At 38.7% G+C, this 26,761-nt stretch carries 23 protein-coding genes; 12 read left to right on the top strand and 11 right to left on the bottom strand.

The window, feature by feature from the left end:
• Positions 1-75: 75 nt before the first annotated feature.
• From A6B45_RS07970 to A6B45_RS07925, 10 genes are all read left to right on the top strand, one after another.
• Positions 76-312, top strand: a complete 237-nt coding sequence (locus tag A6B45_RS07970; RefSeq protein WP_061399460.1) for a hypothetical protein — start codon at positions 76-78, stop codon at positions 310-312.
• The gene (locus A6B45_RS07965; RefSeq protein WP_072614095.1) at positions 299-4,027 is read left to right on the top strand and encodes a phage tail tape measure protein; all 3,729 of its coding nucleotides are present in this window, start codon (positions 299-301) and stop codon (positions 4,025-4,027) included. Before A6B45_RS07970 ends, A6B45_RS07965 begins: the two co-directional genes overlap by 14 nt.
• Positions 4,027-4,854 (top strand): phage tail domain-containing protein, encoded by an 828-nt coding sequence (locus A6B45_RS07960; RefSeq protein ID WP_072614094.1) that lies wholly within the window; start codon positions 4,027-4,029, stop codon positions 4,852-4,854. The genes A6B45_RS07965 and A6B45_RS07960 overlap by 1 nt, the downstream gene beginning before the upstream one ends.
• Positions 4,851-9,971, top strand: coding sequence for a phage tail protein (locus A6B45_RS07955; RefSeq protein WP_072614093.1), 5,121 nt, complete (start codon positions 4,851-4,853; stop codon positions 9,969-9,971). The genes A6B45_RS07960 and A6B45_RS07955 overlap by 4 nt, the downstream gene beginning before the upstream one ends.
• A 17-nt stretch (positions 9,972-9,988) precedes the next feature.
• Positions 9,989-10,369, top strand: a complete 381-nt coding sequence (locus tag A6B45_RS07950) for a hypothetical protein (protein ID WP_072614092.1) — start codon at positions 9,989-9,991, stop codon at positions 10,367-10,369.
• Positions 10,370-10,451: 82 nt separating this feature from the next.
• Positions 10,452-10,685, top strand: coding sequence for a hypothetical protein (locus tag A6B45_RS07945; protein WP_072614091.1), 234 nt, complete (start codon positions 10,452-10,454; stop codon positions 10,683-10,685).
• 5 nt (positions 10,686-10,690) lie between these two features.
• Entirely contained in the window at positions 10,691-11,068 is a 378-nt protein-coding gene (locus tag A6B45_RS07940) for a hypothetical protein (protein WP_055307748.1), read from the top strand.
• A gap of 23 nt (positions 11,069-11,091) precedes the next feature.
• A complete protein-coding gene (locus tag A6B45_RS07935; RefSeq protein WP_072614090.1) occupies positions 11,092-12,186 on the top strand; it encodes a GH25 family lysozyme in 1,095 nt (364 codons plus the stop codon).
• A gap of 9 nt (positions 12,187-12,195) precedes the next feature.
• Entirely contained in the window at positions 12,196-12,501 is a 306-nt protein-coding gene (locus A6B45_RS07930) for a phage holin family protein (RefSeq protein ID WP_072614089.1), read from the top strand.
• 89 nt (positions 12,502-12,590) lie between these two features.
• Positions 12,591-12,848: a hypothetical protein gene (locus tag A6B45_RS07925; RefSeq protein ID WP_072614088.1), complete on the top strand. Its 258-nt coding sequence runs from the start codon at positions 12,591-12,593 to the stop codon at positions 12,846-12,848.
• Between the two features lie 561 nt (positions 12,849-13,409).
• Here A6B45_RS07925 and rnjA read toward each other — a convergent pair.
• The gene (gene rnjA / locus A6B45_RS07920; RefSeq protein ID WP_072614087.1) at positions 13,410-15,092 is read right to left on the bottom strand and encodes a ribonuclease J1; all 1,683 of its coding nucleotides are present in this window, start codon (positions 15,090-15,092) and stop codon (positions 13,410-13,412) included.
• Positions 15,092-15,304, bottom strand: coding sequence for a DNA-directed RNA polymerase subunit epsilon (locus tag A6B45_RS07915; RefSeq protein ID WP_014325069.1), 213 nt, complete (start codon positions 15,302-15,304; stop codon positions 15,092-15,094). The genes rnjA and A6B45_RS07915 overlap by 1 nt, the downstream gene beginning before the upstream one ends.
• Positions 15,305-15,441: 137 nt before the next feature.
• Here A6B45_RS07915 and A6B45_RS07910 point away from each other — a divergent pair, with 137 nt between their 5' ends.
• Positions 15,442-15,993 carry an LOG family protein gene (locus A6B45_RS07910; protein WP_072614086.1) on the top strand — a complete coding sequence of 184 codons (552 nt, stop codon included), beginning with the start codon at positions 15,442-15,444 and terminating at the stop codon, positions 15,991-15,993.
• Between the two features lie 117 nt (positions 15,994-16,110).
• On the opposite strand, the gene A6B45_RS07905 is transcribed toward A6B45_RS07910, so the two are convergent.
• Genes A6B45_RS07905 through A6B45_RS07895 form a run of 3 tightly spaced genes read right to left on the bottom strand, consistent with a single transcriptional unit; the run spans position 16,111 to position 19,456 of the window.
• Complete coding sequence (locus A6B45_RS07905; protein WP_072614085.1) at positions 16,111-16,878, bottom strand: LamB/YcsF family protein; 768 nt, start codon at positions 16,876-16,878, stop codon at positions 16,111-16,113.
• A 21-nt stretch (positions 16,879-16,899) separates the two neighbouring features.
• Positions 16,900-18,330 carry an MFS transporter gene (locus A6B45_RS07900; RefSeq protein ID WP_072614084.1) on the bottom strand — a complete coding sequence of 477 codons (1,431 nt, stop codon included), beginning with the start codon at positions 18,328-18,330 and terminating at the stop codon, positions 16,900-16,902.
• 55 nt (positions 18,331-18,385) lie between these two features.
• Positions 18,386-19,456 carry a zinc-binding dehydrogenase gene (locus A6B45_RS07895; RefSeq protein ID WP_072614083.1) on the bottom strand — a complete coding sequence of 357 codons (1,071 nt, stop codon included), beginning with the start codon at positions 19,454-19,456 and terminating at the stop codon, positions 18,386-18,388.
• A 338-nt stretch (positions 19,457-19,794) separates the two neighbouring features.
• Here A6B45_RS07895 and A6B45_RS07890 point away from each other — a divergent pair, with 338 nt between their 5' ends.
• Complete coding sequence (locus tag A6B45_RS07890) at positions 19,795-20,727, top strand: LysR family transcriptional regulator (RefSeq protein WP_072614082.1); 933 nt, start codon at positions 19,795-19,797, stop codon at positions 20,725-20,727.
• Between the two features lie 110 nt (positions 20,728-20,837).
• On the opposite strand, the gene A6B45_RS07885 is transcribed toward A6B45_RS07890, so the two are convergent.
• Genes A6B45_RS07885 through A6B45_RS07860 form a run of 6 tightly spaced genes read right to left on the bottom strand, consistent with a single transcriptional unit; the run spans position 20,838 to position 26,643 of the window.
• Positions 20,838-22,028 (bottom strand): MFS transporter, encoded by a 1,191-nt coding sequence (locus tag A6B45_RS07885; protein WP_157884978.1) that lies wholly within the window; start codon positions 22,026-22,028, stop codon positions 20,838-20,840.
• A 53-nt stretch (positions 22,029-22,081) separates the two neighbouring features.
• Complete coding sequence (locus A6B45_RS07880; RefSeq protein WP_072614080.1) at positions 22,082-23,404, bottom strand: aminotransferase class I/II-fold pyridoxal phosphate-dependent enzyme; 1,323 nt, start codon at positions 23,402-23,404, stop codon at positions 22,082-22,084.
• A gap of 13 nt (positions 23,405-23,417) precedes the next feature.
• Positions 23,418-23,645, bottom strand: coding sequence for an acyl-CoA carboxylase biotin carboxyl carrier protein subunit (locus tag A6B45_RS07875; protein WP_197704146.1), 228 nt, complete (start codon positions 23,643-23,645; stop codon positions 23,418-23,420).
• 10 nt (positions 23,646-23,655) lie between these two features.
• The gene (locus A6B45_RS07870) at positions 23,656-25,005 is read right to left on the bottom strand and encodes an acetyl-CoA carboxylase biotin carboxylase subunit (RefSeq protein ID WP_072614079.1); all 1,350 of its coding nucleotides are present in this window, start codon (positions 25,003-25,005) and stop codon (positions 23,656-23,658) included.
• Positions 25,006-25,018: 13 nt separating this feature from the next.
• On the bottom strand, positions 25,019-25,936 hold the full coding sequence (locus A6B45_RS07865) for a 5-oxoprolinase subunit C family protein (protein ID WP_072614078.1): 918 nt from the start codon (positions 25,934-25,936) through the stop codon (positions 25,019-25,021).
• A complete protein-coding gene (locus tag A6B45_RS07860) occupies positions 25,933-26,643 on the bottom strand; it encodes a 5-oxoprolinase subunit B family protein (RefSeq protein WP_072614077.1) in 711 nt (236 codons plus the stop codon). The genes A6B45_RS07865 and A6B45_RS07860 overlap by 4 nt, the downstream gene beginning before the upstream one ends.
• Positions 26,644-26,761 lie beyond the last annotated feature (118 nt).

Raw genomic sequence — 26,761 nt, 5'->3', positions numbered from 1 at the left:
TTCGGGATATTTGATATTGATTGGGTCTTAAGCTTATATCGATGGGAGTTGGATGCGGTAATTAAAGGCGTTCAAATGGCTAACATTGACGAACGTGAACGCTTAGCTGTATTAGCCGCAAATATCGGATATTTTAGTAATGCAAAGAAACCTAAATTTAAAAAGGTATTTGATCGCGCTAAAGAGGAGCGCTTACTCGAACAGGCATACAAGCCAGAAGAGGCACAAACTGTCAAGCAAAAGCGAATTGAGTTGTATAGCAAAGTAGCTACTGCATTTGGTGGAGAAAGGGGTGAAAATGGCAACATATAATGGCGGAGAAGTTGTTGCGCACGTTGGAGCTGATATATCAGACTATCAATCAGCGATGAAATCACTCTCCAGTTCTACCAGCAGCGCTATGAGCAGTACAAGCCAGGCCATATCTAGCATTGGTAAAACATTAGCGGTAACAGGGGCGGCAATAACGGCACTCGGGGTCAAAAGTGTTAATGGATTTGGTGACTTTCAGTCTTCATTGAACAAGGCAGCTGTTATTGCTGGAGGCACTTCAAAAGATATTCAAGGGTTAGCTGATGTCGCTAACCACATGGGTGCAGTTTTACCCATAAGTGCACAAGATGCCGCAGACGCTATGGTCGCGATGGCCCGCGATGGCGCGTCGCTTGAAACAATAAAGAAAGAATTTCCTGCTATTGCTGAAGCTGCTACTGCTGCTGGCGCCGATTTGCAGACAACCGCTAGCGTTGTTCAACAATCAATGAACATCTGGGGCGACTCGTTGGAAAGTCCTCAACAAGCGGCTGCTATTTTGACGGAAACAGCTAACTTATCTAATGCATCAATCGAGGATATGCAACAAGCATTAGCAACTATTGGTGGTACTGCATCTAATGCCGGAATCAGCATGACTGATACATCTGAAGCTATTGGATTGCTGACCAACAAAGGCTTCAGTGCTGCACAGGCATCGTTGGATTTAAACCACGCATTACTTCTTATGCAAGCTCCATCTGATAAAGCAGCAAAGCAAGCAGCTGCTTTAGGTCTTAATTTCAATGACGCACAAGGTAATATGAAGCCCTTGCCGCAAATATTAAATGAAATAGCAGATTCAATGGACGGTATGTCCTCATCTGACAAGGCGGCTGCATTAAAGACTATGTTTGGTTCATCTGGTATGGCTGCCATATTGCCTTTGATGAAATCTATCAAAGATAAGACCGACAATACCACTACCAGTTGGGACGCTTATAGCAAGGCAATGCAACTCGCTTCAGGAGATACTGCAACCGCCACTTCATTTCTTAATAATCAAGCCAACGAAATGCAGAAAAACTTGGGGTCAAAGATTGAACAAGTTGGTGGTAACTGGGAAGCGCTTAGAAATGCTGCAATGGCAGGGAGTGCCGGTGTTATTTCTAGTATTGTTGACATGATGAGTAGCACATTGGAATGGGCTACTACATCTAACAGTGCAATAGGAAGTGGAATAAGAACTTTCTTGGGATTGTCTCCAATTATAGGTGCAGCGACTCTGGCAACAGGGTCGTTTTTAACTGCTGCAACTAGAATAGGCAGTGTTATGAGTACTGTGGGGACAGCGTTGAAAGGTTTGTTTATAAGCCCGGTAGGTCTTGCCGTATTGGCACTAGCTGCATTAGTGGCCGCTTTTGTCTACGCCTATAACACTAGTGAACAGTTTAGAAAGACTATTCAAAACTTAGCTAACTCGTTTAAAACAGCGCTAGCGCCTGCGTTTAATTTTATTAAAAACACGGTTATGTCGTTTGTCGATACTGCCGTTTCTGGGTTCAAAAGTTTTGCTGATAATGCCATTAGGTCATTTTCTAAGGTGACAACTGGAATGAACTTTAATAAACTTTCAGATACTGTTGTTGTGGTTTTTAGCGCTCTTATGGATATCGTTATAGCATTTGGTAATATCGTTACTTCAGTTATTACCGTTATAAGTAACACAGGATCAATTAAATCGTCTTGGCTGTCTGTCGGTTCTGTTTTATCAGCTGTAGAAACCGTTATTGGGGTAGTTAGAGATTCGGTGGTTTCGTTAATCACTGGATTTTTGTCAACAGGAGCCATACAATCGGCTTGGAACGCGGTTACAGCTGTAATCGGAGCTGTTGTTTCAATTGTTTCTGCGTTATGGTCAGTTATTAAATCTACAATACAATCATTTGGGGGTGTCGGAACAGCTGGTCAGGTATTTGTAAACGTTGGTCAATTCATTGGTAATGTTGTAACAATCATAGGAACTGTTATAACAGCAGTGGCTAATTTTATTTCTGCTGCTATGAAAATACAAGCAGTCAGAGATATTATCCAAGCTGTCATTGTAACAGCTGGCGCTCTATTGGTTGCCTTTAAGGCTTATTCAATCGTTGTAACCATCATAACAAGTGTTAAGTCGGCTATTGAAACAGCAAGAATTGGAATGATGCTATTTAACGCAGCCCTAGTCGCCAATCCTATAGGATTGGTAGTCACCGCCGTTGTCGCCTTAGTAGCCGGTCTGGTTTATTTCTTTACAATGACTAAAACAGGTCAGGCGCTATGGGCTGGTTTTGTGTCGTTTTTACAGTCATCTTTAGCTAATTTGGTTTCTATATTTCAAGACATTTGGAATACAATCCTGATTGTCGTACAAACAGTTATATTAGGCATACAAATGGCTTGGGTCGGATTAGGTGTTCTGCTTGGTGCACTATGGCAAGGAATTGTAGTTGTATTTAGCACAATTTGGAACGGAATAGTCGCAGTAGTTACTGCTATCGTCAATGGAATTGTAGCTGCTTGGAACTTTCTAGCGCCTTACCTATCGGCGGTATGGCAAGCAAACGTCATTTTGTTTACTACAATATGGAATGTGTTGGTAACGGTAATCACGACAATCGTTAATGCTATTGTGGCTGTTTGGAACGGTTTCGCTGGAATTATAAGTGCAATATGGAATGGTATTGTGGGGGCGGCAACAGCAATATGGAACGTAATATTAACGACTATTACAACGATAGTAACCACAACCGTTAATGTTGTATCGTCCATATGGAACGGATTGATAGCAATCGCTTCAGGAATATGGAATGCGGTATCGTCTGTCGTTTCTTCAGTTTGGAGCACAATCGTTAGTATTGTTAGCTCGATGGCAAGCAATGCTGTACACACACTACAATCAATTTGGTCTGCCATAGCAGGAGTTGTTTCATCTATTTGGAATTCAGCCAAAGGGATAATTTCTGGAATATGGAGTGCGATTGTTTCTGTAGTTTCATCAATGGCAAGCAATGCTTTTAATTCACTTCGTGGCGCTTGGAGTGGAGTATCAGGATTTGTAAGTGGATTGTGGAATTCAACAAGAAGTGCAATATCTGGTGCTTGGAGTGGAATAGTATCGACAATTAGAAGCATGGCAAGTAATGCATTTGGTAGTTTGCGTAGTGCTTGGGGCGGTGTTGTTGGTTGGGTTTCTGGAATATGGAACAGTGTTAAAGGCGCAATTATGGGAGCGATGAACTTTAGTTTGTTTGGAGCCGGTAGTGCAATCATGAACGGATTCTTAAATGGTTTGAAGTCTGTTTGGGGAGCTATAACTTCTTTCGTTGGTGGTATCGCTAGTTGGATCAAAGCCCATAAGGGGCCGATTAGTTATGATAAAAAATTGCTTATTCCCGCCGGTACTGCAATTATGGGTGGATTTGGAAGCTCCTTAAATGCAAGCTTTGCTGATGTTAAAAAGTCGGTTTCGTCTTATGCAGGGCAGATTGCTGATGAGTTTGGACAACAGAAATACGTGGCTAGTGCTCAACTGACAGCAAGTAGTACAGGAGTGGCTGGACAAATAAATGGTGGGTTATCTGCATTAAGCGATGAGGTTGCTGAACAATCAACACAAGCACCGGTCTTTGAAGTTCACAACGAAATCGTTGGGGATAAAATTACGACGACAGTCAACAGTAAAAATGCACGTAGGCAGGCTACGACAAAATTGATTACAGGAGGTATTTAATGGATTTATTGATTACAAACAACGCGACGAGTGTGAGATTAAGCAGTAAAAACATTGTCACCTTTGATTTCGATGAAAGTACGCCTAGTCTTACTGCAAATACTATATCTTTCAAAGGGCGTAACGGGAAATTGAATTTTGGCGGCGGCTATCTGGAGAAAAAGTTAACTTACACTGGTTATATGCAAACAAGTAGCCAATCGGATTATGAAACTAAACATAATTGGTTGTATCAGCTTTTAGGCAGTGCAACACCCTATTACATCACACCAATCTATTCTGATGCTGCTCAATATGGTTTTGAGAGACCGGGGCAAACAACGGGCAACAAGTTAGGACAAACAGGTGGCGTGGAAAGCAACAAGCGCTTTTATGTAACACTTGAGGACACATTTGCACCAGAATTAGCTGGGAGTGTCAATAATAACCAAATTTATAAGTTAAGCATTAGTTTCATAACGGCTGTATTACCATTTGGAGAATCAAAACCAAAAACGGCTACTGTTACAAATGCAATACCTTATGCAGGAACAGTCACGGCATCTCAATTGGAGGTGCCTTTTTACATACAATTAACTGCTAAGCAGGCAGCAAGTTTTATTTCCCTCAAAGTAGGTTTGCGAACATGGACTTATAGCGGAACTGTGGCAAGTGGCGATGTGTTCAAGATAGGCGGCGTGTATAATCTCAAAAACACACTATCAATCAATGACAACACCAATCTTGAATACTTTGTACTAGAACCGTCAACAGGCGGCACGGTGGCTGTTACGTGCTCAATTACGGCAACACTGGAAATTCATGATTACAAGGAGTTATACCTATGATTACATTTAAAAATATCGCTGGTAATAAATTTCTTGCGGTCGGGACTATACAACGTAAAAGTGCGCTGAACGGCGAAAAATCACTAACTGGTACGTTGTATGATGGCGATGATGTATTAAATAAAATTGACAAAGGCTGGTCGCTTGAATTTGACAATGAACCTTATATAGTCACTTATTTTGAACGTAATGATAACGATAATAGTGTCTCGTTCGATGCAATTCACAAGTTTTTCTGGGACATGGCAAAAAATGTTCTCTATTCAGAAACCAGCGGCAGCCACACGATTAAGTGGTATTTAGATCAAATATTTGCTAACACGGGTTATTCCTATGCACTAAATTTCAACCCTAATGCTATTGCAAAAGACAATTGGGGGATGAAGAATAAGCTTTCCTTGTTCAATGACGTTATTACTAGCATTGAGGGGGAATTTGAGATAAATGGCACGCTTGTTTCAATATTTAAAAACATTGGAACGGACCTATCTACTATTGTTCGATATGGTTTCAACTTGTCCGATATGACAATAGAAAATGATGCATCAGGTTTTGTCACTTATGGTGAAGGTTTTGGAGCTTACGCGGACCAAGAAAATATGACTGGTGACAGGTTGCACGTGACCTACACAAGCCCATTAGCAAGTGTGTACGGAAAGTTACAAGCAGAACCTATTGACGACCAACGCTATACAATTGAATCTAATTTATTAGATGCTGTCAAATTTCAAGTTGATACTAGTTTCTCTATTTCCGTTAATTTGTCTTTATATGATTTATCTGTCGCTGGGTATCCTTACAAAATGGCTAACGTCGGTGATTGGCTTACTGCCGTTGACGAGAACCTAGATTTCAAACAAAGAATTCGCATTATCAGTATCGACGATGAATTTGCTGCTGACGGTACACGTATTAGTTATAGTGTTACAGCTGGGGATATTGGCTTAACGAAAAAATATCAAGATGCTAACGCTTCGATAGCCAATAAGGTAGAAGATGCGGTGATTTCTGCTGGACAGGCAGCAACAGATGCTAACATTGCTTTAATTGCGGCAAATGGAAAGAACAAATCATATCATCTAAATGACATTAACGATTTACCAAAAACTGCCAACGAGGGTGATCTTGCATGGGTCCAAAGCGGCGATGGACGAGTATTATACATCTATACTAAAAAAGCAGACGGAACGTACTACTGGGAAAAACGTATTGATCCAGAAATGGGTGAGCAAATCGAGGCTGGCGTAAATGAAGCGATAGCACAGGCAAATGAAAACACTGCCACAGCAATCGAAGAGAACAATATTTCCCAACAAGAAGTGATGAACGACATTGCTAAGTCGCAGGCTGATTTAGCTATCAAAGATGGGGATTTCAATAACAAGGCACAGGCTATGGCTGATAAAGCTTTGTCTGACGCGAAAGCAAACACTGCCGTGGTTGCTAAAGAAACGTTAGATACAGCCACTGACAATCTAAACACTGCCAAGCAATCGTTGACAGCGGACCTGCAAAAAGAAGTCTCTGATAGAACAACTGCGGTAGCTACACTAGATTCTAAGGCGCAAGGATATGCTGACTCGGCTAAACAAGATGCAATAGCTGCCGCTACGACAGCTGATGGTACTATCAATAAGAAGATTGACGAAACAGCTTCTAGTTTGACTTCTAAAATAACGCAGAATAAGCAAGACGCCGATGGCAAGATTACAACAGCGCAATCAACCGCTACGCAAGCGTTGAATGAAGTTAAGACCAAGGTTAGCCAAACCGAATACAACACCAAGACTGGTCAATTGACTACTGATGTCAACTCGGTTACGCAAACGGCTAATCAATCCAAACAGGATATCGTTTCTATCAATCAAAAAGATGGCCAACAAGATTCTAGAATGAATACGATTGAATCTGACGCGAATGGTACCAAGCAAACGGTCAGCCAATTACAGGCTGTTCAAGGTCAGCAATCAGGTTCAATTAGTACACTGCAACAACGTGCTGATGGGTTCGATGCAACTGTTACAAAGGTTGATAACCTGGCTGTAGGTAGTAGAAACTTATTAGTTAATTCTAAACTATTGACTTTTACTAACGGTAATAACACCGCCACAACCACCACTAAAGTAGCTTATGACGCCACAACTAATATGTGGCATATAACTTCACCAAAGGGTGGTTCTGGTAACGCCGGTATATATTTTAGTCAATCTGTAGTAGCTAAGGGTCAGTCGTGGTCATTGAGCTTTGATATAAAAGGAACTGGTGTATATTCTGATAAACATATAGGGGTAGAGGCTTCAACGCCTTTTAATAGCCCTACAGGAAATGTTCCAAGTGATTGGACTAGAATATCATCAAATGGTGTGGCTAATGGAAGTAATCCAGTTATTATCTATTTTAATAGTTTTAACACAGCTTTGGATGTATATGTTAAATTACCTAAGTTGGAATCTGGAAACATACCAACTGATTGGACTCCTGCTCCAGAGGACGTAGATAGTGCAACTGCTAAAGCACAGCTAACAGCAGACCAAGCAACAACTGCACTAAATGCCTATAAGACTGATGCAGATGGACGTATAACCAAGGCGCAATCTGATATTACTCAAACGGCAACTCAAGTGGCCACGAAAGTAAGCCAATCAGATTACAACGCTATGACAAGTGAGTTAACGACCAAGGTTTCGACAGCACAACAAACTGCTGATTCTGCGGTAACAACAATTGGTTCGTATAAAACTTCTAACGATAACAGAGTATCTTCTGCTGAAAGTAAAATTTCTCAAAATACAACTGCTATTAATCTCCGTGCCACAAAGACGGATTTGGATAATGCAAAGTCTGATTACACTGCGAAAATATCGCAGATAAACGTTGATATTAATGGGATAAATTCAAGCGTTAATTCGATTCAAGGCAAAATAAACGCTATGGGTCAAATAAATCAGCTCGTCAATACAGAGTTTTCTCCTGATTTTGCTGGCTGGTACGATCGCGGTTTGCACGGAAAAGATATCAAGGCTTCCTTAGGAACTCCGGTTAACGGATCTAACGTATTAGTTAAAATTGATGGTTCTCCGACAAGACTACAATCAGAACCGATAGCTGTTAAATCGGGAATGAAAGTTTCTTATTCGGTTAATAAGTTATCCAGTATTGTTATTTGGTCGTATATTAACTGTTCCGATAAGGACGGTAATATCATAAACGTTCCTAACACAAACTCTAATGAGATAGCGGGAGCCAGTCGTTCTAATACAGGATTCGTCAAGGTAGAAGGAATAACAATACCTGATGGTGTTTATTACATATCGTTAGGATTCCTGATTGCTTCAACAATTCCTAACGGAAGTTTATTCCAGCAACCAATGCTGGTATTCAATAGTACGATTGGTGATTATGTTCAAGGTAATTATAATAATAATATTAAGGTTTCTAACCAACAATTAACCATCGATGGCATAACAAATACAGTTTCTAACCAAGGGACTAACATTAGTAACCTGACCAGCAGAGTTCAAACAGCAGAAGGAACCTTAAGCACGGCGACTAATAACATTTCTGGTATGCAAACCAAGATAAACCAAACGTCAAACCAGATTTCACAAGAAATAACTGACAGAAAAACTGGCGATTCTAATACTTTGCAAAGTGCTAAAGACTTCACTCAAAGCAGCATAACTTCTAGTGAGACTGGAATGAAATCTGTCATATCTCAAACTGCTGACGGAATATTGGCCAAAGTTGGTTCATCTAACCTTTTCCCCAATTCGGAGTTCTCTCAAAGTTACGGTTATGCAGCGAGCGGAACGGTTAATATATCTGGAAGTACAAAATACAATACAGAAAACAGATATAGCGGGCAAGTTTCTGTTAAGTCAACATCAGCTGGCTATCAAGGTTACTGGACTAAAAAAATACCAGTTTACGGTGGCAAGAAGTATAGTGCTTCTGTATTAGTTCATTACACTAATGGTGGATTAGCCGACGGAATGGCAATGCTGGATATTTGGTTTCATGATAAGGACGACCAAAGAATATCGAGTGCTTCAAGGTTTACTAGTCAAGTAAGTAGTCCGTATTGGGTCAAGTTATTTAACGAAGGTTTTACAGCTCCAATCAATGCAGTGACAGTACAGGTATCATTAATTGTGAATGCTGCGGGCGCGGGTCAAGTGGCTACATTTGCGCAACCAATGGTAACAGCTACCGAAAAGCTACAGGAATACACACCTAACGATGACATTTCTTCACAATTATCATTGTTGAAAGATAATTGGAGTATTGGTATCACTGATAATATCGGAGCCATAACCAGTGGAATTGTTGGAAACAACAATAGCATGTCTCTGATTAGCAAGAATGTTATTATCGACAGTCCAAGCACGCAAATCACCGGAACGGCATGGATTAATTCGGCCATGATTAAAAATGGATCGATTGGTACGGCACAGATTGGAGACGCTTCAATAACAAGTGCTAAAATAATCAGTCTTGATGTTGCTAGACTGACTGGTAACGTGTCGAACTTCATTCAGTCAAACTGGAATGGGCTTTACCAAAGTACGTATATCACATCTGACGGAATGACGGTTTCATCTGGTACCGTCACCACTTCGTTTGGTTCGCAAGGTATGAGGATCACGATGGGTGGTAACGGAGGGGTTGTTATACAAGGCTCTACAAGGTTGAACGGAACACAAACCGGTGTCTTAATCGGAATGAACGTCGGTTCTACTTTCACATCATTCGGGTTCCAATCATCGTCCAACTATTTGTATAACGATGAAATGGTTATCTTAAAAACCGGTAGTGCAGCAGCTGGTGACTATAATATCGGTGGTGGTGTCGCGTTTAATCACAACGTTTCGTTCATGGATAATATTTACATGAAATATGGTAAGGGTTTCTATGGAAAATGGGGTGATCCACAACAAGCAATATTCTTCCAAACTATAAATAGTGGAATTCCAGCTATCATGCACATATCAGGTGCCGGAATAGCTTTCGGACATAAAGGTGATTTGTATATGCTATCTCACGGTGGCTATCAAGACTTCAACAATTCAAGTATCAAGGGAAGCTATACTGTTGACCAACCATGGATTACAGGATAAACAATAGGAGAAAAAACATGAACATTAAGAAATATAACTTATCTGCTTACTATAAATTTTTGGTTGGACTATCACTTGTTGGTGTTAAGTCAAGAGCGCGAACAAAGCTTACCAAGGATATGGACGGCGCCTTGACAGAGTTATCTGCTGATGAAAAAACTTTAGCCGAAGAAGTTGAAGCAGATGTTGATGAAACAGGGCTTGTGACCTTCAAACATCCAGAGGATCAAATTACATTCGAAAAAGCTCAAAAAGAACTTAGGGAAGAAGAAGTCATTTTCGAAGAAAAAACGATTGACCAATTCGAAAAACTTAAAGAAGCTTTACTTGAATATGATAAAGAGCTTTCCGGCGTCGACGCTATCACTTACGATTCTATATTAGACGATTTGGAATAATAATCATCTTGGCCAGTATGCCAAAACAAACTACCGCGTGGGTGTAACGCCCGATAAATAAAAGCACATAGGAGAAATAATCATGAATATGGCAGTTGGAGATTTACAATTTAGCTTTGTTGACGGTAAGTTGACGTTAAAGTATGCGTCTGTTTCATTCAACGCAGGCACATTTCCAAACAGCTTGAACGGTAACTTGCAGGTTACACCAAAAGACGGTGTTAGTATTACATCAACAGAAGATGACATCAAGGCAGCAGCCAAGACGAAGATTCAAGCGCTTATCGCAGACGCTCCGGCAGAAACAACAGAGTAACTCGTATGGCGATAAAGGAATTATTTGATGAGATAGGTTGGTTTGGGGCTTTGATTGTAGGTTTAACTGGTACGTCAATTTTTGGGTGGATCAAAGTTTGGAGTGGACAATTTAAGTTGCTGAAAAATGCTAGTTTAGCAACGCTTCATTCACAACTTTATGAGAAAGGCGGTCATTATATCGTCCGTGGTGCTATTACGTTGAGCGAGTTAGATGACTTAGAGTATACCTGGCAAGCTTATAAAGGTTTAGGCGGTAACGGCACTGGTGAGAAGATATATCAAAAGTGTCGTGAGTTACCAATTTCTGATTACGTTCCCAACAAGGCGTTTAAAGAGGTCGAGGACGTAGCAGCAGAACACGAAGCTAAGCGTAATGCCTAGCTTTTTTATTTGGAGGAAAACAAATGAATAAATTAAAACGATGGGTAGTCGCTTCAATCGGAGCGGTTGCCTTTTTTGGTGCAATGATCACAGGCGTGTCAGCCAATACTAATGGGATTGATGTTGCCAGTTATCAAGGTGATACAGCAAGCTACTTCAACTCATTCAAGCAAGTTGGCGACAACTTTACTATGGTTAAGCTAGGTGGACGAGGTGGCGGTGAGGGTGCTCATTATAGTAACCCTAAAGCCTACGCACAAATTCATAACGCTGATGCAGTCGGCATGCAAACGGGTGGTTACTTCTGGGCACAAGTAGGTGATTCAGTCAGTGAAGCTACTTACTCGGCTCAATTAGCCGTTCAAGACGCACAAAATGCAGGGCTAGCTAAAGGTTCATACATCGCTATGGATTATGAAGCAGGTGCTGGTGCGAATAAGGCCAACAACACAACAGCTATTCTAGCGTTTATGGATCAGATTTATGCCTCTGGGTATAAGCCTATGTTTTATAGCTACACTAGCTACGTGAACTCATATGTTGATTTGAGCCGTATCAATGCACGTTATCCAAACGCTTTGTGGATGGCTTGGTATTTAACTACAGCACATCAAGCAACACCACCTATGCAATATCTCCCTAACTATTCCAACGTGAAGATTTGGCAATACGCTGATAATCACTATGGTGTTGATGGGAACGTGATGGTCGTTGGCTCATTGGATAACAATACGCCAGCTGAAAAGGTAGCGTCAAAGGCGACACAGTCAACTGCTGATACATCAACAACAACTTCAACGACAAAGTATGCAACATTTAGTGGTGTATATGTCGCCGATTACTGGACTAAGTACAATAACAAAATGTACGGTGTCAACATTGATATGAGTATTCCAGTGATTGATTACAACAACTATATTCCTATCTCAGCCTTAACTTTGACTGATAAATATGGCAATAAATTGCGTAACCAATACATTCAAGGCAATAACGGACGTATGGAGTACTTCACTTTGAACGGTAAGTACAAAGTGATTAGTCAAACAGCAACAACTATCAATGTTGAAATTGGCGGCGAACCAGTCAGCATGATGAAGGCGTTTGCGACAATTAAATAAGGAGAAATAATGACATTTAATATAGATTCAAATATCGCAATTCTAGTGATCGTATGGTTGATTGTTCAGGTGTTGAAACCTACTAAAATTAATAATCATCTGTTACCTTTGATTGCTGTAATTGTAGGTGCTATCGTAGCAACAGGGCTATCGTTTTACACCAAAGATACAAAATTAGTGCAAGACATTGTGTTAGGTGTATGGGCTGGTTTTGCTTCAACAGGATTGAATGAAACGGCCACTAAATCTATCACATCAATTATTGATGGCTTTGCAAATGGTTTTGGTAAGGCAGAAGATAAGAAAACTGAATAAACTAAAAAAAACCAACTAGATTATTTCTGGTTGGCTTTTTTATTTGCAATAAAGAACAAGTGTTCGTATAATGTCATAGAGGTGACATTATGAACTACGACGACAAACTAATCGAAGAAATCAAGAAGCGATTCACGAAACAGAAGAATACCCTATATTGGGTGCGCATCGTGTATCAAAAATATTCCAAGCAGTTAAACGTGTTCTTTGAGTACGCCAAAATAGGTATGGCCACACATTCTGAACAAATAGGTAGGTACGTTGAATCTGAAAAGGATCGCATGCCTGAATTAGCGAAACGTATCAAGGAAGAGACAAACGTAAATGTAGAACTTGGCGATTTTTGATGGATTTAATATTAGCTATTGTTTTCGGAGAATTTATTGGTTAAAATAATCATGTAATTATATTAAAAGTAATTACGCGGCCCGATAGCATTCCGAGAAGCTTTACCCCTATCGGGTCTTTTTATTACAAAATATTTAAAAACACTTTTTAAAATTAGTAGTGTATAATTATTTTTAAGCCTAACAGACTTTCTTCGCTCTATAAGTATAATTACCTGAGTTATTTTTGTTCGCTTATTCATCTGTTAGGCTTTTTACTTGCAAAAATGCATGTCAATATAGTATAATTATTTTACGCCTAGCTGGCAGTCAAACTCCATGATAATATCCTACCAAGGTGATTATCAATTTATTGCGCATCCTGCTAGGTTTCTATATAGATGAAACTCGTTAAAAAACCGGCTAGAAATTAATCTAGTCGGTTTTTTATTTGTAGTAAATTTGTAGCAAATGTAGTAAATTTTAAGTGAAAAATAATGAATAATAGTGAATTTTTAGAAAATAAGTAAAACAAAAACCGCTAATCAACTTCTTGTAAATGTTGATACATAGCGGTTTTATTTAAACCAAAATTAGCATTGGCATAATCATTGGTTTGCGAGCTGTTTCTTTGAATAAGAAACGAGATAAATCATCGATTACAGCTTGACGAATATCTGACTCACTATTATTTGAGCTGTTCATAACACGTCGCATGGTACTGAAAATAACACGTCGACCTTCGTTAATAAGTTCACCTGACTCACGCATGTAGACAAAACCACGAGATAGGATATCTGGTCCAGATAGAATTTCTTTCTTTTTCAAATCGATTGTTGCTGTAACAACAACTAAGCCATCTTGTGACAGTTTTTGACGATCATGTAACACAACTGAACCGATATCACCGATTCCTGAGCCGTCAATGTATGTGTCATCGCCAGGGAAATGTCCAGCAACTCGTGCATTTTCACCATCAAGAGCTAAGACATCACCATTTTCTAAAATGAAAGTATGGTCTTCTGGTACTTCTAGCTCATGTGCTAATGAAGCGTGGACCTTTAACATACGATATTCACCGTGAACAGGCATGAAGAATTTAGGCTTCAACAAAGCAATCATTAACTTTTCTTCTTCTTGACCACCGTGACCAGAAGTGTGGATGTTATTAACTTTACCATAGATGACATTAGCGCCACCTTCTTGTAATTTATTAATAACAGCGTTTACGGATGCCGTATTACCCGGAATTGGGGAAGAGGAGAAAATAACATTGTCTTTTGGCTTCAAACGAATTTGCTTATGTGTTCCTTCAGCAATTCGTGCTAAGGCAGCCATTGGCTCACCTTGAGAACCAGTTGATAGAATAAGCAATTCATCGTCAGGAATATGTTTGATTTCTGATTGTTCGACCAGCATGTCATCAGGGATATTTAGATATCCCAGGGCACGGCCATTAGTAACAGCTGATTCCATTGAACGACCAAATACCGCAATCTTACGCCCATGTGCAATAGCTGCATCTGTAGCCATGCGAACACGGTTCATATTAGAAGCAAACGTTGCAAATATAATACGTCCATGTTGAATTTTATCAAATATATGGTTAACAGATTTTGCTACCCATGCTTCTGACTTTGTCCATTCAGGGCGCTCAGCATTGGTTGAATCACTCATCATGAGTAAGACGCCATTTTCACCGATACGGGACATGGACCAAAGGTTAGGTGGCTGTTTAGTAGTAGGTGTCAGGTCAAACTTAAAGTCACCAGTTTCGACAATAGTACCAACAGGTGTGTGTACAGCTACACCAAATACATCAGGGATAGAGTGGGTAGTACGGAAAAACTCGACACTTAACTGATCAAATTCCAGTACTGATCCATCAGTAATTTCATGAAGTTCGACGCGATTAAGCATCTGTTTTTCTTCGAGTTTGTTCTTAATTAATGCCATTGCTAATGGGCCAGCGTATACTGGAACATTAACAGCTTGTAAAAAGTAGGCGATTGCACCGATGTGGTCTTCGTGTCCGTGGGTGATAACCAGTGCTTTAACGCGATCGATATTATCAACTAAATAAGTATAGTCAGGAATAACGTAATCAATACCGAGCAATTCGTCTTCTGGGAACTTAATGCCCGCGTCGACGACGATAATTTCATTTTGATACTCGATACCATACGTGTTCTTACCAATCTCGCCTAAACCGCCTAGCGCATAAACTGCGACTTCGTTAGGTTTGATATCTACAGAATATGTCATTAGAATGTTGTAACTTCGAAGTTGGGATTGGCTTTTTCATAAGTCACAGCCTTATCAGATAATTCTTCGATAAACTCCACATTGTATTCTGTGTTTTCCTCAACAATTTCACGTGCTTGTGGCAAACTTTCGGCCTCAACGTACATTGAAATTGTTGTTTCACGCTTTGGATTGCGCTCAGGGTGTTCTTGGTAGTAAATTTTATAAATCATAAATGCCTCCATTAAAATAGTATAGTAATTTGTCACGAACAAAACCTTATTTTCTAGTTTACCACATAAACTAAGATTTCAGCTACTTGCTTGATTAATAAAGCAATAATTGATAAATTATTATTAGGGATAAATATATGAAAATTTCATCTATTGGCGTTTTTATGGGATCACAATCGGGTAATGACCCACAGTATATAGAGGCAGCAGAAGAACTTGGTAAAAGGATTGCTCTGAAAAAAATCAAGTTGGTTTTTGGTGCAGGGAAAGATGGCTTAATGGGTGCCACCGCGAGAAGTGCCATGGAAGCCGGTGGTTCAGTTCTAGGGATTTCACCTCGTAATCTTGCTGAGGAGGCAGTTGAGGCTTCAGAAATTACGCAGTTAATAGAGGTGAACACGATGACAGATCGTAAGCAACTATTAATGGATAATTCTGATGTTTTTATTGTGCTACCAGGTGGTTTTGGAACCTTAGAGGAGATAGCACAAGTTATCAGCTGGTCAAAAATTCATTTGCACGACAAACCGTTGGCACTTTTTAACGTTAACGGCTTCTATGATAAATTTTGGGCATGGTTAAATGAAGTTTACGAAGATGGTTTTGTAAGTGAACATGATATGAGATGTATTCAAATGTTTGATTCAATTGATGCAATGTTTGAGTATTTAGAAAATTTTGAAGGTTAACGTTAACAAAGTAATGAAGATGTTGTTATCATTGAACTAAGTACATAAGGATAAAAGCGTTTACCCAGTATTGGGTAAACGCTTTTTTATACTTTAAATTAAGTAGGATGCCCAAACTTAATTACTTCCTGCTAAATTTTTAATAACTATTTCATTGGCGATTAATGCTGATTTTATTTCCTTGGCCATTTGCACGGATCCAGCCGTGTCACCGTGTAGTAGAAGAGAACTGCCATTGACATCAATATCTTGTCCGGTTATGGAAGTAACTTTACCTTCTTTTACCATTCGAATAACACGTTTAGTGATAGTATCGCTGTCATGCAAAACAGCACCTTCATGACTTCGACTAACCAATGAACCGTCATCATTGTAAGCACGATCCGCAAAAATTGTATAGGCAATCTGGAGTCCTTTTTTCTTGGCTGCTTCAGCGAGTTCACCAGGTAAAGTTACAACGATGAGGGAGTCATCAAATTTTGCAATTGCTTCGGCAACCGCATTAGCATATTTTGCATCTTCGACAACAAAATTGCCAAGCTTGCCATGTGGTGTAACATGCTGTAATTTACCCCCAAATGCCTTAGTAAATCCACTCAAAGCGCCTATTTGATAGAGCATGTCAGTTTCAACTTCCAATGCGGATAAGTCCATGCCACGTCGTCCAAAACCAACCCGATCAGGAAAACTAGGATGCGCACCAATTGCGACATTATTGAGTATGCATTTTTGAACAGTGCTAGCCATGGTTCGTGGATCACCTGCATGAAATCCACAAGCAATGTTTGCTGAAGAAACAATTTTCAATAAACTATCATCATCCGCGATTTGATAACTACCGAAACCTTCGCCTAAATCTGAAACAATATCTAAACTTTGTACCATATTCAACTCCCAATTTATAATTTAAATTTCTGGTGTATTTGCGTTAACTTTATTGGCAAATAATTCTTTAGCATCTTTTTTAGATAAAGCATCATAAGCAATTTCTTCAGCTGATTTATTACGTGTTTCAATACCAAGAGACGCCAATATAACAGCAACGACAAGCATTATCACCGCAATAGTTAGAAAAACAGATATTTCACCAAACTTTGACAGCAAAAATGCTACACCGTATGGTGTTAATATTGCAAATCCTCTTCCAATAGCTGTACAAAAACCTGCACCGCGTAAACGAATTTCTGTTGGCCATAATTCCGGTACATAGACAGCACTCGCAAAACATACATAAATATATAAAAATGAAATTAAAGCAAATCCGAAAATGACGATTGTTATTGGATTCGTTTGAATGGCATAGATTACAGAAAAGATAGCGATTAAAACGAGCATGATTGTTCCAAACCATTTTCGTGGGAATTTATCAATAACTTTTGTAGCGATAAAAACGCCGACTGGGGCACCAAATAAAATTAAGGTAGTCATGAAGATCGAGGTTGTCACTGAAATACCACGTTTGACAAAAAGAGTGGGGATCCACGTCGTAATAGTGTACAAGGATATATTCATGCCAATTAGTACTGAAATTCCAACAATGGTGCGAAGCAGTAGTGGCTTTTTGAAAAGAGTTGAGAAAGGAATCTTAACCTGTTCTTCCTCCTCTTGATAAACATCATCAACAGGTGGTAATGAAAATTTCATTTCTGCTTCAATTTCGTGTTCAACGTCGGTAACAATTTTATGTGCTTCGTCAGTTCGACCTTTTGTGGCCAACCAACGAGGAGATTCTGGCATGGCTTTACGTAAAAACCAAACAACAAAAGCTGCAATACCAGCGATTAAAAACATTGCTCGCCAGCCATATGTAGGTCCAAATGCTGGAATAATAATAAGTCCGATTAGTGTGGCTACCGGAGGAGCACTGTTGCCAATCAGTGATAACATGCTAACCCATTTACCACGTGTTTTGGATGGTAAAAACTCAGTAAATGTTGAGAAACCAACCACAATTTCGGCACCCAAACCAACGCCAATAATTGCACGTATGCCAATTAGCATAACCATATTTACTGAAAAAGCTGCGATAATTGAGCCGATGCCAAATATTAGTAAATTAATTTGGTAAGTTGTTTTACGCCCAAATTTATCTCCCAAAAATCCAGCAAGCAAACTTCCTACAAATAATCCAGCCAACGTTGCGGAAGAGAATGCTGCGTTGTAATAATCGTTTGACCAACCAATTTTAGTCAGTTGAGCCAAAATAACGCCACCGATGTAATTATCAAACCCATCAATAATGAGACCAAGACCAATTAGCCATAATAACTTTCGATGCCACTTTGAGACTGGTAATCGATCCAGCCGGGCACCTATTTCGTAATTTTTAATAACCATGGAGAACCTCCTTTTATAGCACTGATTTTTAGTGAAAGTGCAACTTACATGTGTTTTATTCGTCGTACTTTAAAATAACTTTGATACCTTGCCGGTTTTTCATTAGTTCAAATCCTTCTTGCCAATCTGACAAAGGTAAAATATGCGTAATCATTGATTTTGCATCAAACATTTTTCGTTCTAAAAGTGTCAATACATGTTTTAAGGAAACGGTATTGTAGGCCATATGACCGACAAGATCAATAGCTTTCATAGATAGATCATTAATTGAGAAGTTGAGTGGCAAAAAGCTCATACCTACACGAATAATTTGTCCATTTGTTCGTAATATATTAAGTGATTGTTTTAAAACGGATGGTGATCCGGCGCAATCATAAACGATGGGGATGTTGTTTTCGCCAACTAACTCAAGGATTTTTTCTTCAACATTTTCTTTATCGTAAGAAATGCAATGTGTTGCACCAAATTTTTTGGCGACTGGGAAACGAACTGCCTCGTTGGCACTTGAGGCAACCACAATAATTTCAGCCGCTCCCATAATTTTTGCCATTTGTACGCAACCAAGGCCTAGCGTACCTGCACCGAAGACAACAACATTGTCACCAGGCAGCAAATTAGAACGTTGTGCCACTGCCATATAGGCATTGCCAATTGGATCCAACATAGAAGCCTCTTCAAATGAAACATTTTCTGGAATTTCAAAAAGGCAATTTTTGTAGAGATTCATAATATAACCGGGGACTTTGACATATTTAGTGAAACCGCCATCAGTATTTGGGCTTAGTCCAAATGAACGTTTATAAGGACATACTAGAAAATTTCCAATTTCACAAGCGTGACATTTTCCACAAGCATAAGCAGTGTTTTCTGAAACAACGCGTTGACCAACATGCCAATCGGTAACATTTTTCCCTGCTTTGACAATAACGCCTGAAAATTCATGACCAGCGATTCGTTTATTATCAGTAGCACCATTTTCAATACCGTAGTGTTTGAAATCAGCACCACATATGCCGGCAGCCTTTACTTCAATTAAAATATCGTCATCTGTAATTTCAGGTTCAGGTAATCCTCTTTCGAATTTAAATCCACCAATTTCAGTACCGTATCGTGTTAAAGCATTCATGATAATATATCCTCCATAATTTTCGATGAAAATTTGTTTTAAATTATAAGAAACACATTCTTTTATAATTCATAGTTTATTTTTAACAAACTTTCTTATGAAATACACTACATCTTATTATTTAAAAAATAAAATTCAAACGACTAATAATAAAAATCAACAAAATTGATTTTTATTATTATGTTAGATTAATTAACAAATTAATAGAGATTTATTATTTTATCGTGTAACATGATTTTGAGTATACAAATTATGAATGATTTTTAGTATTTATGCACAAATGGTGTTGAATGCAAATATTTGAATTCAAATTTTTGTAAATGAAAAAGAGGGATTTCATGAATTCAGTTGATATTGAGATATTCTTAGCAGTTGTTAACGCAGGTACATTAACAGAGGCAGCCGATGCATTGTTTATTTCCCAATCAACCTTAAGCTATCGAATTGCAAAGCTTGAAAAAGATGTTGGTATGGATTTAATTGAACGAGGGCGCGGATTTAGAACTTTGAATCTAACGCCTGATGGACAAAAATTTTTAAACATTGCTCGACATTGGATGGACTTAGTGCATGAAACGAGAGCTATTAAATACAAGCAACAAAAAATCACATTATCAATTGGCGCAATTGATTCGGCACAGTCTTATATTTTGCCGCCTATTTATTCTATGATTAAGCATTTTAAGGAAACGATTGATATGCATATTATTACTGGGCAATCAACAGATCTTTATGCTGCTTTAAATAATCGAAAAATCGATATTGCCATTGGTCATTTTGAACAACCTGATCCTGGGATGATTAATAGCAAATTTTCGGGAGAAAAAATGGTTGTTGTGTGTAAAGGGAAATTAAAAACGGTAAATAACAGATTAATTGATGCAGAGCTAGATACGAAGGAACAAGTTTTTTTTGGGTTTAATGTTTTTTTTCAATCGTGGTATGATCGCTGGATTGAGAATCGCCCTTATCCAACAATACAAATTGATACAGCTAATCTATTGACTACATTTCTAGATGATGATAAAAAGTGGGCTATTGTGCCTTTTTCGATAGCTAATCATCTTCGAGAGTCTAATCAGTGTCACATTTATTATTTGCAAAATATGCCACCAAATCGTATTACCTATCAAATCCGTAAAAAAGATCCTACCAGTTCTGCTGCTGAAGGATTGCAAATTTTTGATGCTTGTGTAGATTTTTTGCGTCGGGAACAAGTTAACAGAGAAATTTATGAATTATTTACAAACCACACTAACCAAGCAACATAAAGCTAGAGGGCATTTGCAAAATCTTTGTAATTTATTGTGAGCAAAAAAAACCGTTTCTTATTAATTTGGTCAAGCAATTAATAAGAAACGGGTGTTACTACTAAAAAAAATTATGGCGTTTTTTCAGAAATTTCTGATTTGATTTTATCGGGTGTTTCTGGGGTAAACATTGATAATCCACCGTATATAAATAGCGCCGCATTTGTCCAAAAGACCGGTAAAGTACCCAAAGTTCCGCCTAAAGGTCCAGAAATAATTGGCACAGCTACTTGGGCAAATTTATTTACTGCCAAACGAAGACCCAATACTTCGCCGGTCCGGTTTTTAGGAGAAAAATGGTATGCCATTGACATCGATAGTGGTTGACAACAACCTAGTCCTAGCCCCATAACAAATGATAATCCTGCCAGTATGTAAAAGTTTTTAACGAGTGGAATCAAAGCAAAGCCGATTGATGACATTAATAAACAAATACCTAGCAAATGCATTTCACTTAATTTTGCACTTAGTCGAGGCATTACTAACCGAATAATGAAATAAGCGGCAGTGTTAGCACCCAAAATCAAACCAATTAGAGACGTTGAAAGATGAATACTGCGTCCGTACACTGGAAAATAGAACGAGAATAGAAAAACACCTGTTAAGATAATTCCTGAAGTAATAAAAGTTTTGCGTAAATTTCGAGAAGCTAATAAATCAATGAATTTTTCGGATTGTACTTGCGTTTTTTTCTCGTATTTTGGTACTGTGACCAGATTGAATAGAAATACAAGCCCTGAAATGATGGCTAAACTTGCTAAAAAGACATACGTAAAACTGTATCCAATATGATCAATGGCAAATCCAGTCATAACATTACCTAACAGTTCACCAATGGAAGTACCTTGTGATAAAATAGCGTAATTTTTGGAATAATTTTTGGAGTTACTTAAGGCACCTACCAAATTTTGAATAGTGACGATGGTGAAAATTTGAAATAAACCAAATAATGATTGCGAGACTAATAGTATCCAAAGTTGGTTATGGACGATAAATGGTAAGAGGAGAGCAGATCCACAACCAATCATGCCTAATACTAAGGGGAGCTTAAATCCTATTCTGTCAGTGAATTTGCCAGAATATATTGCTAAAAGCATTGGGAATACGGCGCTTAAAGCAACTATGACACCCAAAAAAGCAGAGTGGGCGTGCAAATGCACTGCGTATAGTGTTGTTAAAACAATATTTCCTTGGTAAGCAGTTTGAAACAATAGAGCGAGTAAAACTACTAAGTATATTTGTTTGTTCTTTATCTTTATCACAAAATTGCCTTTCTTAAAAAGAGCCAAATCCACAGGAATTTAGCTCTTAGTTATTACTGAAGGTCTTTAATTCCTTCATATAAGCGGTGAACCAATTCTTCCAAATGTTCTACATCTACGCGTGAAAACGCAATACGTAGATCTGTGTCACCCAGTGCGATTGTACCAACGTTATATTTTTGAAGTAAATGTATTCTGGCTTGATCAGCATTGACACCTTTTACTTTAATGGCAAAGAAGTAACCTGAATTAAAAGGATATAAATCCCATGCATCATCATATTTGCCTGAAGATAGTAACTCATCAATTTTACGAGCGCGCTTTTCCATAATTTCAAATTTATCGGCTTTTTGTTTTGCTAATTGTGGTGATTTGAGGGCATGTAAAATAAAAGTTTGTGATGGGGTTGGCCCGTTAGAAATCGATGTTCTAATGACACCCATTACTTTTTCTTCCAGATATTCATTCATAGCATCACTATTAATTCCAAAGGTTAAAAAACCGACACGAAATCCCCAAGTGTACTCCTCCTTTGTTGCCCCGTCAACTTTGATTGCTAAAACACGTGGATGAATATTGGCTAAACGACCAAATAGTGATTCAGTAATTGAGTCTTTATAAAACAGACCAAAGTAGGCATCATCAGAGATAACGACCACGTTGACACCATATTCAGCAACTTCTTTGATTGCGGCTGCTAATTCGTCTGCTTCATGTGGTAAAGGTGTATATCCCGTAGGATTGTTTGGAAAATTCAGGATAACGATGATTTTTTTCTTATTACGTTGCGATAGCAAAGTTTGTCTAAATGCCTCAGTATCGAAATGGAAATCTTTGTCATACATGGGATAAGTGACCATGTTGGCCTTCTTTGTTTCACTGAATATCATTTTATAGTTTTCCCATTGTTTGTCTGGCAAAATATAAGTGTCCCCCTCATTAACAAATAAGTTAGCAGCCAGATTCAATCCGTGGGTTAGGCCAATTGTTGCAATTGGATTAGAGATCTTTTTATCGTGTAGACTGGGATTTTCCGTATACATTTTTTCTTGCCAAGTGGTACGCAACTCCGGAGAACCCAATGTTGATGAATAGAGGAAGATGTCGGCAGGGTCGTAGTCGGACAGGGTATCAGCCAATAGGGGTAAGTACATTGGTTTGCCGTGCTCGGTAGCGAAACCTGATGTGGCATTGAATTCTTTGGAATACTTTTTAGCATCAGCAATTTGTTTAACGTTCCCGTCTTTTGAAAAGTAAACCTCGCGCCCATAATTTGAAAGCATTTCGTAAACGTAGGGGTTTTCATTCTTTATACCCTCATTTATTTTGACAGCAACTGGATTAAGATTTTGTTGTTCTTTTGTTGTTTCAGTCATATTTTATTTCCTTTTAATCATCTACTTCGATTGTGAAAATGACGTCATTTTCATAAACGACATCGCCTTCTGATAGTTTTATGTCTTTGACAGTCCCAGAAAAGGGTGCTTCCACCGTAAATTCGGCTTTCATTGATTCCAAAACAATCGCCGTTTCCCCAGCGCTAATTTTTTGCCCAAGTGCGATTTCGATTTTCCAAATGGAGCCTGTGATTGGTGAAGTAACGTTATTAATGGTCATATCTTTCTTCCTATATATTATTCTTTAAAAATTCTTTTACAAAGCTGGTATCTAGTTGCCCAAGTTGGTATTTTTCCGAATTTAAAACATCAATTAAAAATGGTATGTTCGTTTTTATGCCAGTAACCTCAAAGTTTTTCAATGCCGTTAATAGTTGTGTAATGGCTTCTTTTCTTGTTGCTGCGTGGGCAATTACTTTGGCCAACATTGGGTCGTAAAACGGAGAAATTGTTGTTCCTTGGGCAAAACCAGTCTCTACTCTAACACCATCGATTTTGGGTATCGAGAATGTTGTTAACTTGCCGGGTGAGGGGAAGAAGGTTTTAGGGTCTTCAGCATAAATTCGGACCTCAATCGCATGCCCTTGATTTTTTATTGGTTTTTGAATGATTTGAGATAGCTCTTCACCAAATGCAGACCTAATTTGTGCTTCGACTAAATCAACACCAGTAATTTCTTCGCTAACACCATGCTCAACCTGCAAGCGAGTATTCATTTCAAGAAAACTATAGTTGCCATGACGATCTCGCAACATTTCTACTGTACCGATGTTATCGTAACCAATATCTGCTAAAATCGTCGTGATTTTATGAGCTAATTGATTTAGTTCGTCACGTTCAATACCGATAGCTGGAGATTCTTCAATTAATTTTTGGTGGCGTCGTTGTATTGAACAATCACGTTCAAAAAAGTGTTGTACATGACCGTGCTGATCGGCCAAAACTTGAAATTCAATGTGTCTTGGGTTTTCAAAATATTTTTCTAAATATAATTCTCCGTCGTCAAAAGCACGTTGCGCCATTGTTCTGGCCTCTTGAACAACCCTTACTAACTCTTCTTCATTGTAGGCCGGTAGCATGCCTATTCCACCACCGCCACCAGCGGGTTTAACTAATACGGGGAATCCTATTTTTTGTCCAGCTTGCTTAATTTTTTCAGGGTCATCAGGCAATGCGCCAGATCCCGTCCCAATTGGCAAGCCATATTCCGCCATGATTGAGCGCGCAACATTTTTATTAGCCATTTTGGCTAACCATTTTGGTGAGGGACCGATAAATTTAGCGCCTGCGTCTTCAACTTTTTGGGCAAAATTGGCGTTCTCTGATAAAAAGCCAAACCCAGGGTGAACTGCGTCAGCACCAGATTTTTTAAGAACATCTAACAAAATGTCTTGATTTAAATAACTTTTTTGAGCTGGTGATGGGCCAATAGGGTATGCTTCTGTAGCTTCTTTAATGTAAGGTAAATCTTGATCTGCTTCTGAGTACACTACTACGGAGGCGATGTTCATTTTTTTCAATGTTTTAAGAACACGACTGGCTGCGTCACCTCGATTAACAATTAATACTTTATTAAACATTTTTGTCTCCTAATCATCTTCTGTATGGTAGTTTATTGAAACGTTTTTTATAAAGATTTCTAGCTTCCTCGATGCTAATATGTTCAAAATGTATTTCGTCACCAGGTCGAGCTTGACCAATCATATCCAAATCAATTAATGGCACAACCCCTATAATGGGATAACCTGCAGTTACCGTTCGACCACGATGTAAGACTACTGCTTGACCAGTTGGAAATATTTCGATTGAGCCGACGCCAACACCACGAGATAATATTTCTGGTGTCTTAAAGTTTTCAACCGCCGGTCCACTTAAGCGAATTCCTACATGGTTACTAACAGGTGAAACACGGTAGGTATTTTTGAAAAATTGTTCGGTGCTTTTGGTAAAAATTTCTGTATCAGGGCCATCACAAACTCTAATGTGCCATGGTGAACCGTAGGAAGGTCGATCTTCTAAATAGGTTGTTTTCATGTTGGTCTTTGTCGGGACGTGTTTTAATTTTAAAGTCATGCCATCTGTTAATTTGGTCCCTAGGTCCAGTATGGTATCTCGAGAAGTGCTCTCTAAAGTTGATTTCGCGTCAATGCCACCTGCAAAGGCGACATAGGCGCGAAGCCCTTTTTTCATCGTGCCAATCGTTAGTTCTTTTCCAGCTGGCAATATGATAGTTTGCCATGGTTTAACAATTCTATGATCAATTTTAAGGTCTGCTTCTGCACCAGTAATTGCGATAGGCACGTCAACAGTCGATGTTAAAGATAAACCAAAAGCCGTAATTTCAATGGCTGGCTCGGCATTATCATTACCGACCAGTTCATTTGCTTTTAGGTAAGCATACATATCGATAGCACCGTTCGCAGAGATGCCATATTGTTCGAAGCCATAGCGTCCGCTGTCTTGAATGTTAGCTAACTTAGCGGAATTAATTGTAATTTGTGCTGTCGTCATTCTTTGACCTCCACATCACTAATCGTCTGTCCTTCGAACTTTGAGTAGTCGTCCTCACCAATAGGATAGAAAGTCATCATATCGCCAGGTTTATAATAAACTGGTGGATTTTGTTCAAATTCCATTTTCATTTGAATGGGTGTTTGACCAAAAATGCGCCAACCTCCGGGAGACTTTTGAATCATAATAGAAATTTGTTCTCCGGCAGCTGTAATTGCTCCAGCGGGTACAGCCGTCCTAGGTGTTTCAAGACGTGCAACTTCTTTTTCAAAATTTGTGCCAAACATCGGACCGCGGTTAACGACCATAATTTGTAATGGCTTTGAACAAAATTGTTCAATTAGTTTTTCGTTGGATAATTGTTGGCTGTCTGCAACATACTCTAAATCAGGACCATACTTGCCACCAAAAACAACTGGAATTTTAAAAATGCGGCCTTCAATTTTTAGATTTTTGTCGTCAATATTTGCTATGTATTGCTCAACTACATGTTGGAGTTTTTCTCGCTTTATGACGAGATAATCATAACTGATAAACAAAGTTGTATAAGTTGGAATGATTCCCAGAATTCCTGGAATATTTTCTTCAAGTAATTGGTTGGCGAGATGGTGCACTTTTTGCCATGCCTGCATTGAGAATACTTTTGAGAATTCAATTAGTACGCTAGCGTCGCCGTAATCACTGAACTTATAGTTTTTTTGGCTCATTAAGAGAACCTCCTGTGAGATTTTTATTATAATTATTAAAGCTTATACTCATGTAACAGGCTTTGTTTTATTTTACTTCACTAAAAGATATCAATAAAATGCAAAAAATCGTTCTAAG

Origin of the sequence: Leuconostoc suionicum, from assembly GCF_001891125.1 — a bacterium.
In the GTDB taxonomy this organism is placed as follows: domain Bacteria; phylum Bacillota; class Bacilli; order Lactobacillales; family Lactobacillaceae; genus Leuconostoc; species Leuconostoc suionicum.
Note: the sequence above shows the minus strand (reverse complement) of the source record. Positions and strands in the feature narration are given on the sequence as shown.

Bases quoted from the DNA above. Each gene is read 5' to 3' on its own strand.
- A6B45_RS07880 (WP_072614080.1), bottom strand. From the start codon at position 23,404: ATGACTGAAACAACAAAAGAACAACAAAATCTTAATCCAGTTGCTGTC.
- A6B45_RS07875 (WP_197704146.1), bottom strand. From the start codon at position 23,645: ATGACCATTAATAACGTTACTTCACCAATCACAGGCTCCATTTGGAAA.
- A6B45_RS07905 (WP_072614085.1), bottom strand. From the start codon at position 16,878: ATGGTACAAAGTTTAGATATTGTTTCAGATTTAGGCGAAGGTTTCGGT.
- A6B45_RS07865 (WP_072614078.1), bottom strand. From the start codon at position 25,936: ATGACGACAGCACAAATTACAATTAATTCCGCTAAGTTAGCTAACATT.
- A6B45_RS07915 (WP_014325069.1), bottom strand. From the start codon at position 15,304: ATGATTTATAAAATTTACTACCAAGAACACCCTGAGCGCAATCCAAAG.
- A6B45_RS07900 (WP_072614084.1), bottom strand. From the start codon at position 18,330: ATGGTTATTAAAAATTACGAAATAGGTGCCCGGCTGGATCGATTACCA.
- A6B45_RS07965 (WP_072614095.1), top strand. From the start codon at position 299: ATGGCAACATATAATGGCGGAGAAGTTGTTGCGCACGTTGGAGCTGAT.
- A6B45_RS07935 (WP_072614090.1), top strand. From the start codon at position 11,092: ATGAATAAATTAAAACGATGGGTAGTCGCTTCAATCGGAGCGGTTGCC.
- A6B45_RS07890 (WP_072614082.1), top strand. From the start codon at position 19,795: ATGAATTCAGTTGATATTGAGATATTCTTAGCAGTTGTTAACGCAGGT.
- A6B45_RS07945 (WP_072614091.1), top strand. From the start codon at position 10,452: ATGAATATGGCAGTTGGAGATTTACAATTTAGCTTTGTTGACGGTAAG.
- rnjA (WP_072614087.1), bottom strand. From the start codon at position 15,092: ATGACATATTCTGTAGATATCAAACCTAACGAAGTCGCAGTTTATGCG.
- A6B45_RS07955 (WP_072614093.1), top strand. From the start codon at position 4,851: ATGATTACATTTAAAAATATCGCTGGTAATAAATTTCTTGCGGTCGGG.
- A6B45_RS07950 (WP_072614092.1), top strand. From the start codon at position 9,989: ATGAACATTAAGAAATATAACTTATCTGCTTACTATAAATTTTTGGTT.
- A6B45_RS07910 (WP_072614086.1), top strand. From the start codon at position 15,442: ATGAAAATTTCATCTATTGGCGTTTTTATGGGATCACAATCGGGTAAT.
- A6B45_RS07925 (WP_072614088.1), top strand. From the start codon at position 12,591: ATGAACTACGACGACAAACTAATCGAAGAAATCAAGAAGCGATTCACG.
- A6B45_RS07960 (WP_072614094.1), top strand. From the start codon at position 4,027: ATGGATTTATTGATTACAAACAACGCGACGAGTGTGAGATTAAGCAGT.
- A6B45_RS07895 (WP_072614083.1), bottom strand. From the start codon at position 19,456: ATGAATGCTTTAACACGATACGGTACTGAAATTGGTGGATTTAAATTC.
- A6B45_RS07930 (WP_072614089.1), top strand. From the start codon at position 12,196: ATGACATTTAATATAGATTCAAATATCGCAATTCTAGTGATCGTATGG.
- A6B45_RS07970 (WP_061399460.1), top strand. From the start codon at position 76: ATGGCTAACATTGACGAACGTGAACGCTTAGCTGTATTAGCCGCAAAT.
- A6B45_RS07860 (WP_072614077.1), bottom strand. From the start codon at position 26,643: ATGAGCCAAAAAAACTATAAGTTCAGTGATTACGGCGACGCTAGCGTA.
- A6B45_RS07940 (WP_055307748.1), top strand. From the start codon at position 10,691: ATGGCGATAAAGGAATTATTTGATGAGATAGGTTGGTTTGGGGCTTTG.
- A6B45_RS07870 (WP_072614079.1), bottom strand. From the start codon at position 25,005: ATGTTTAATAAAGTATTAATTGTTAATCGAGGTGACGCAGCCAGTCGT.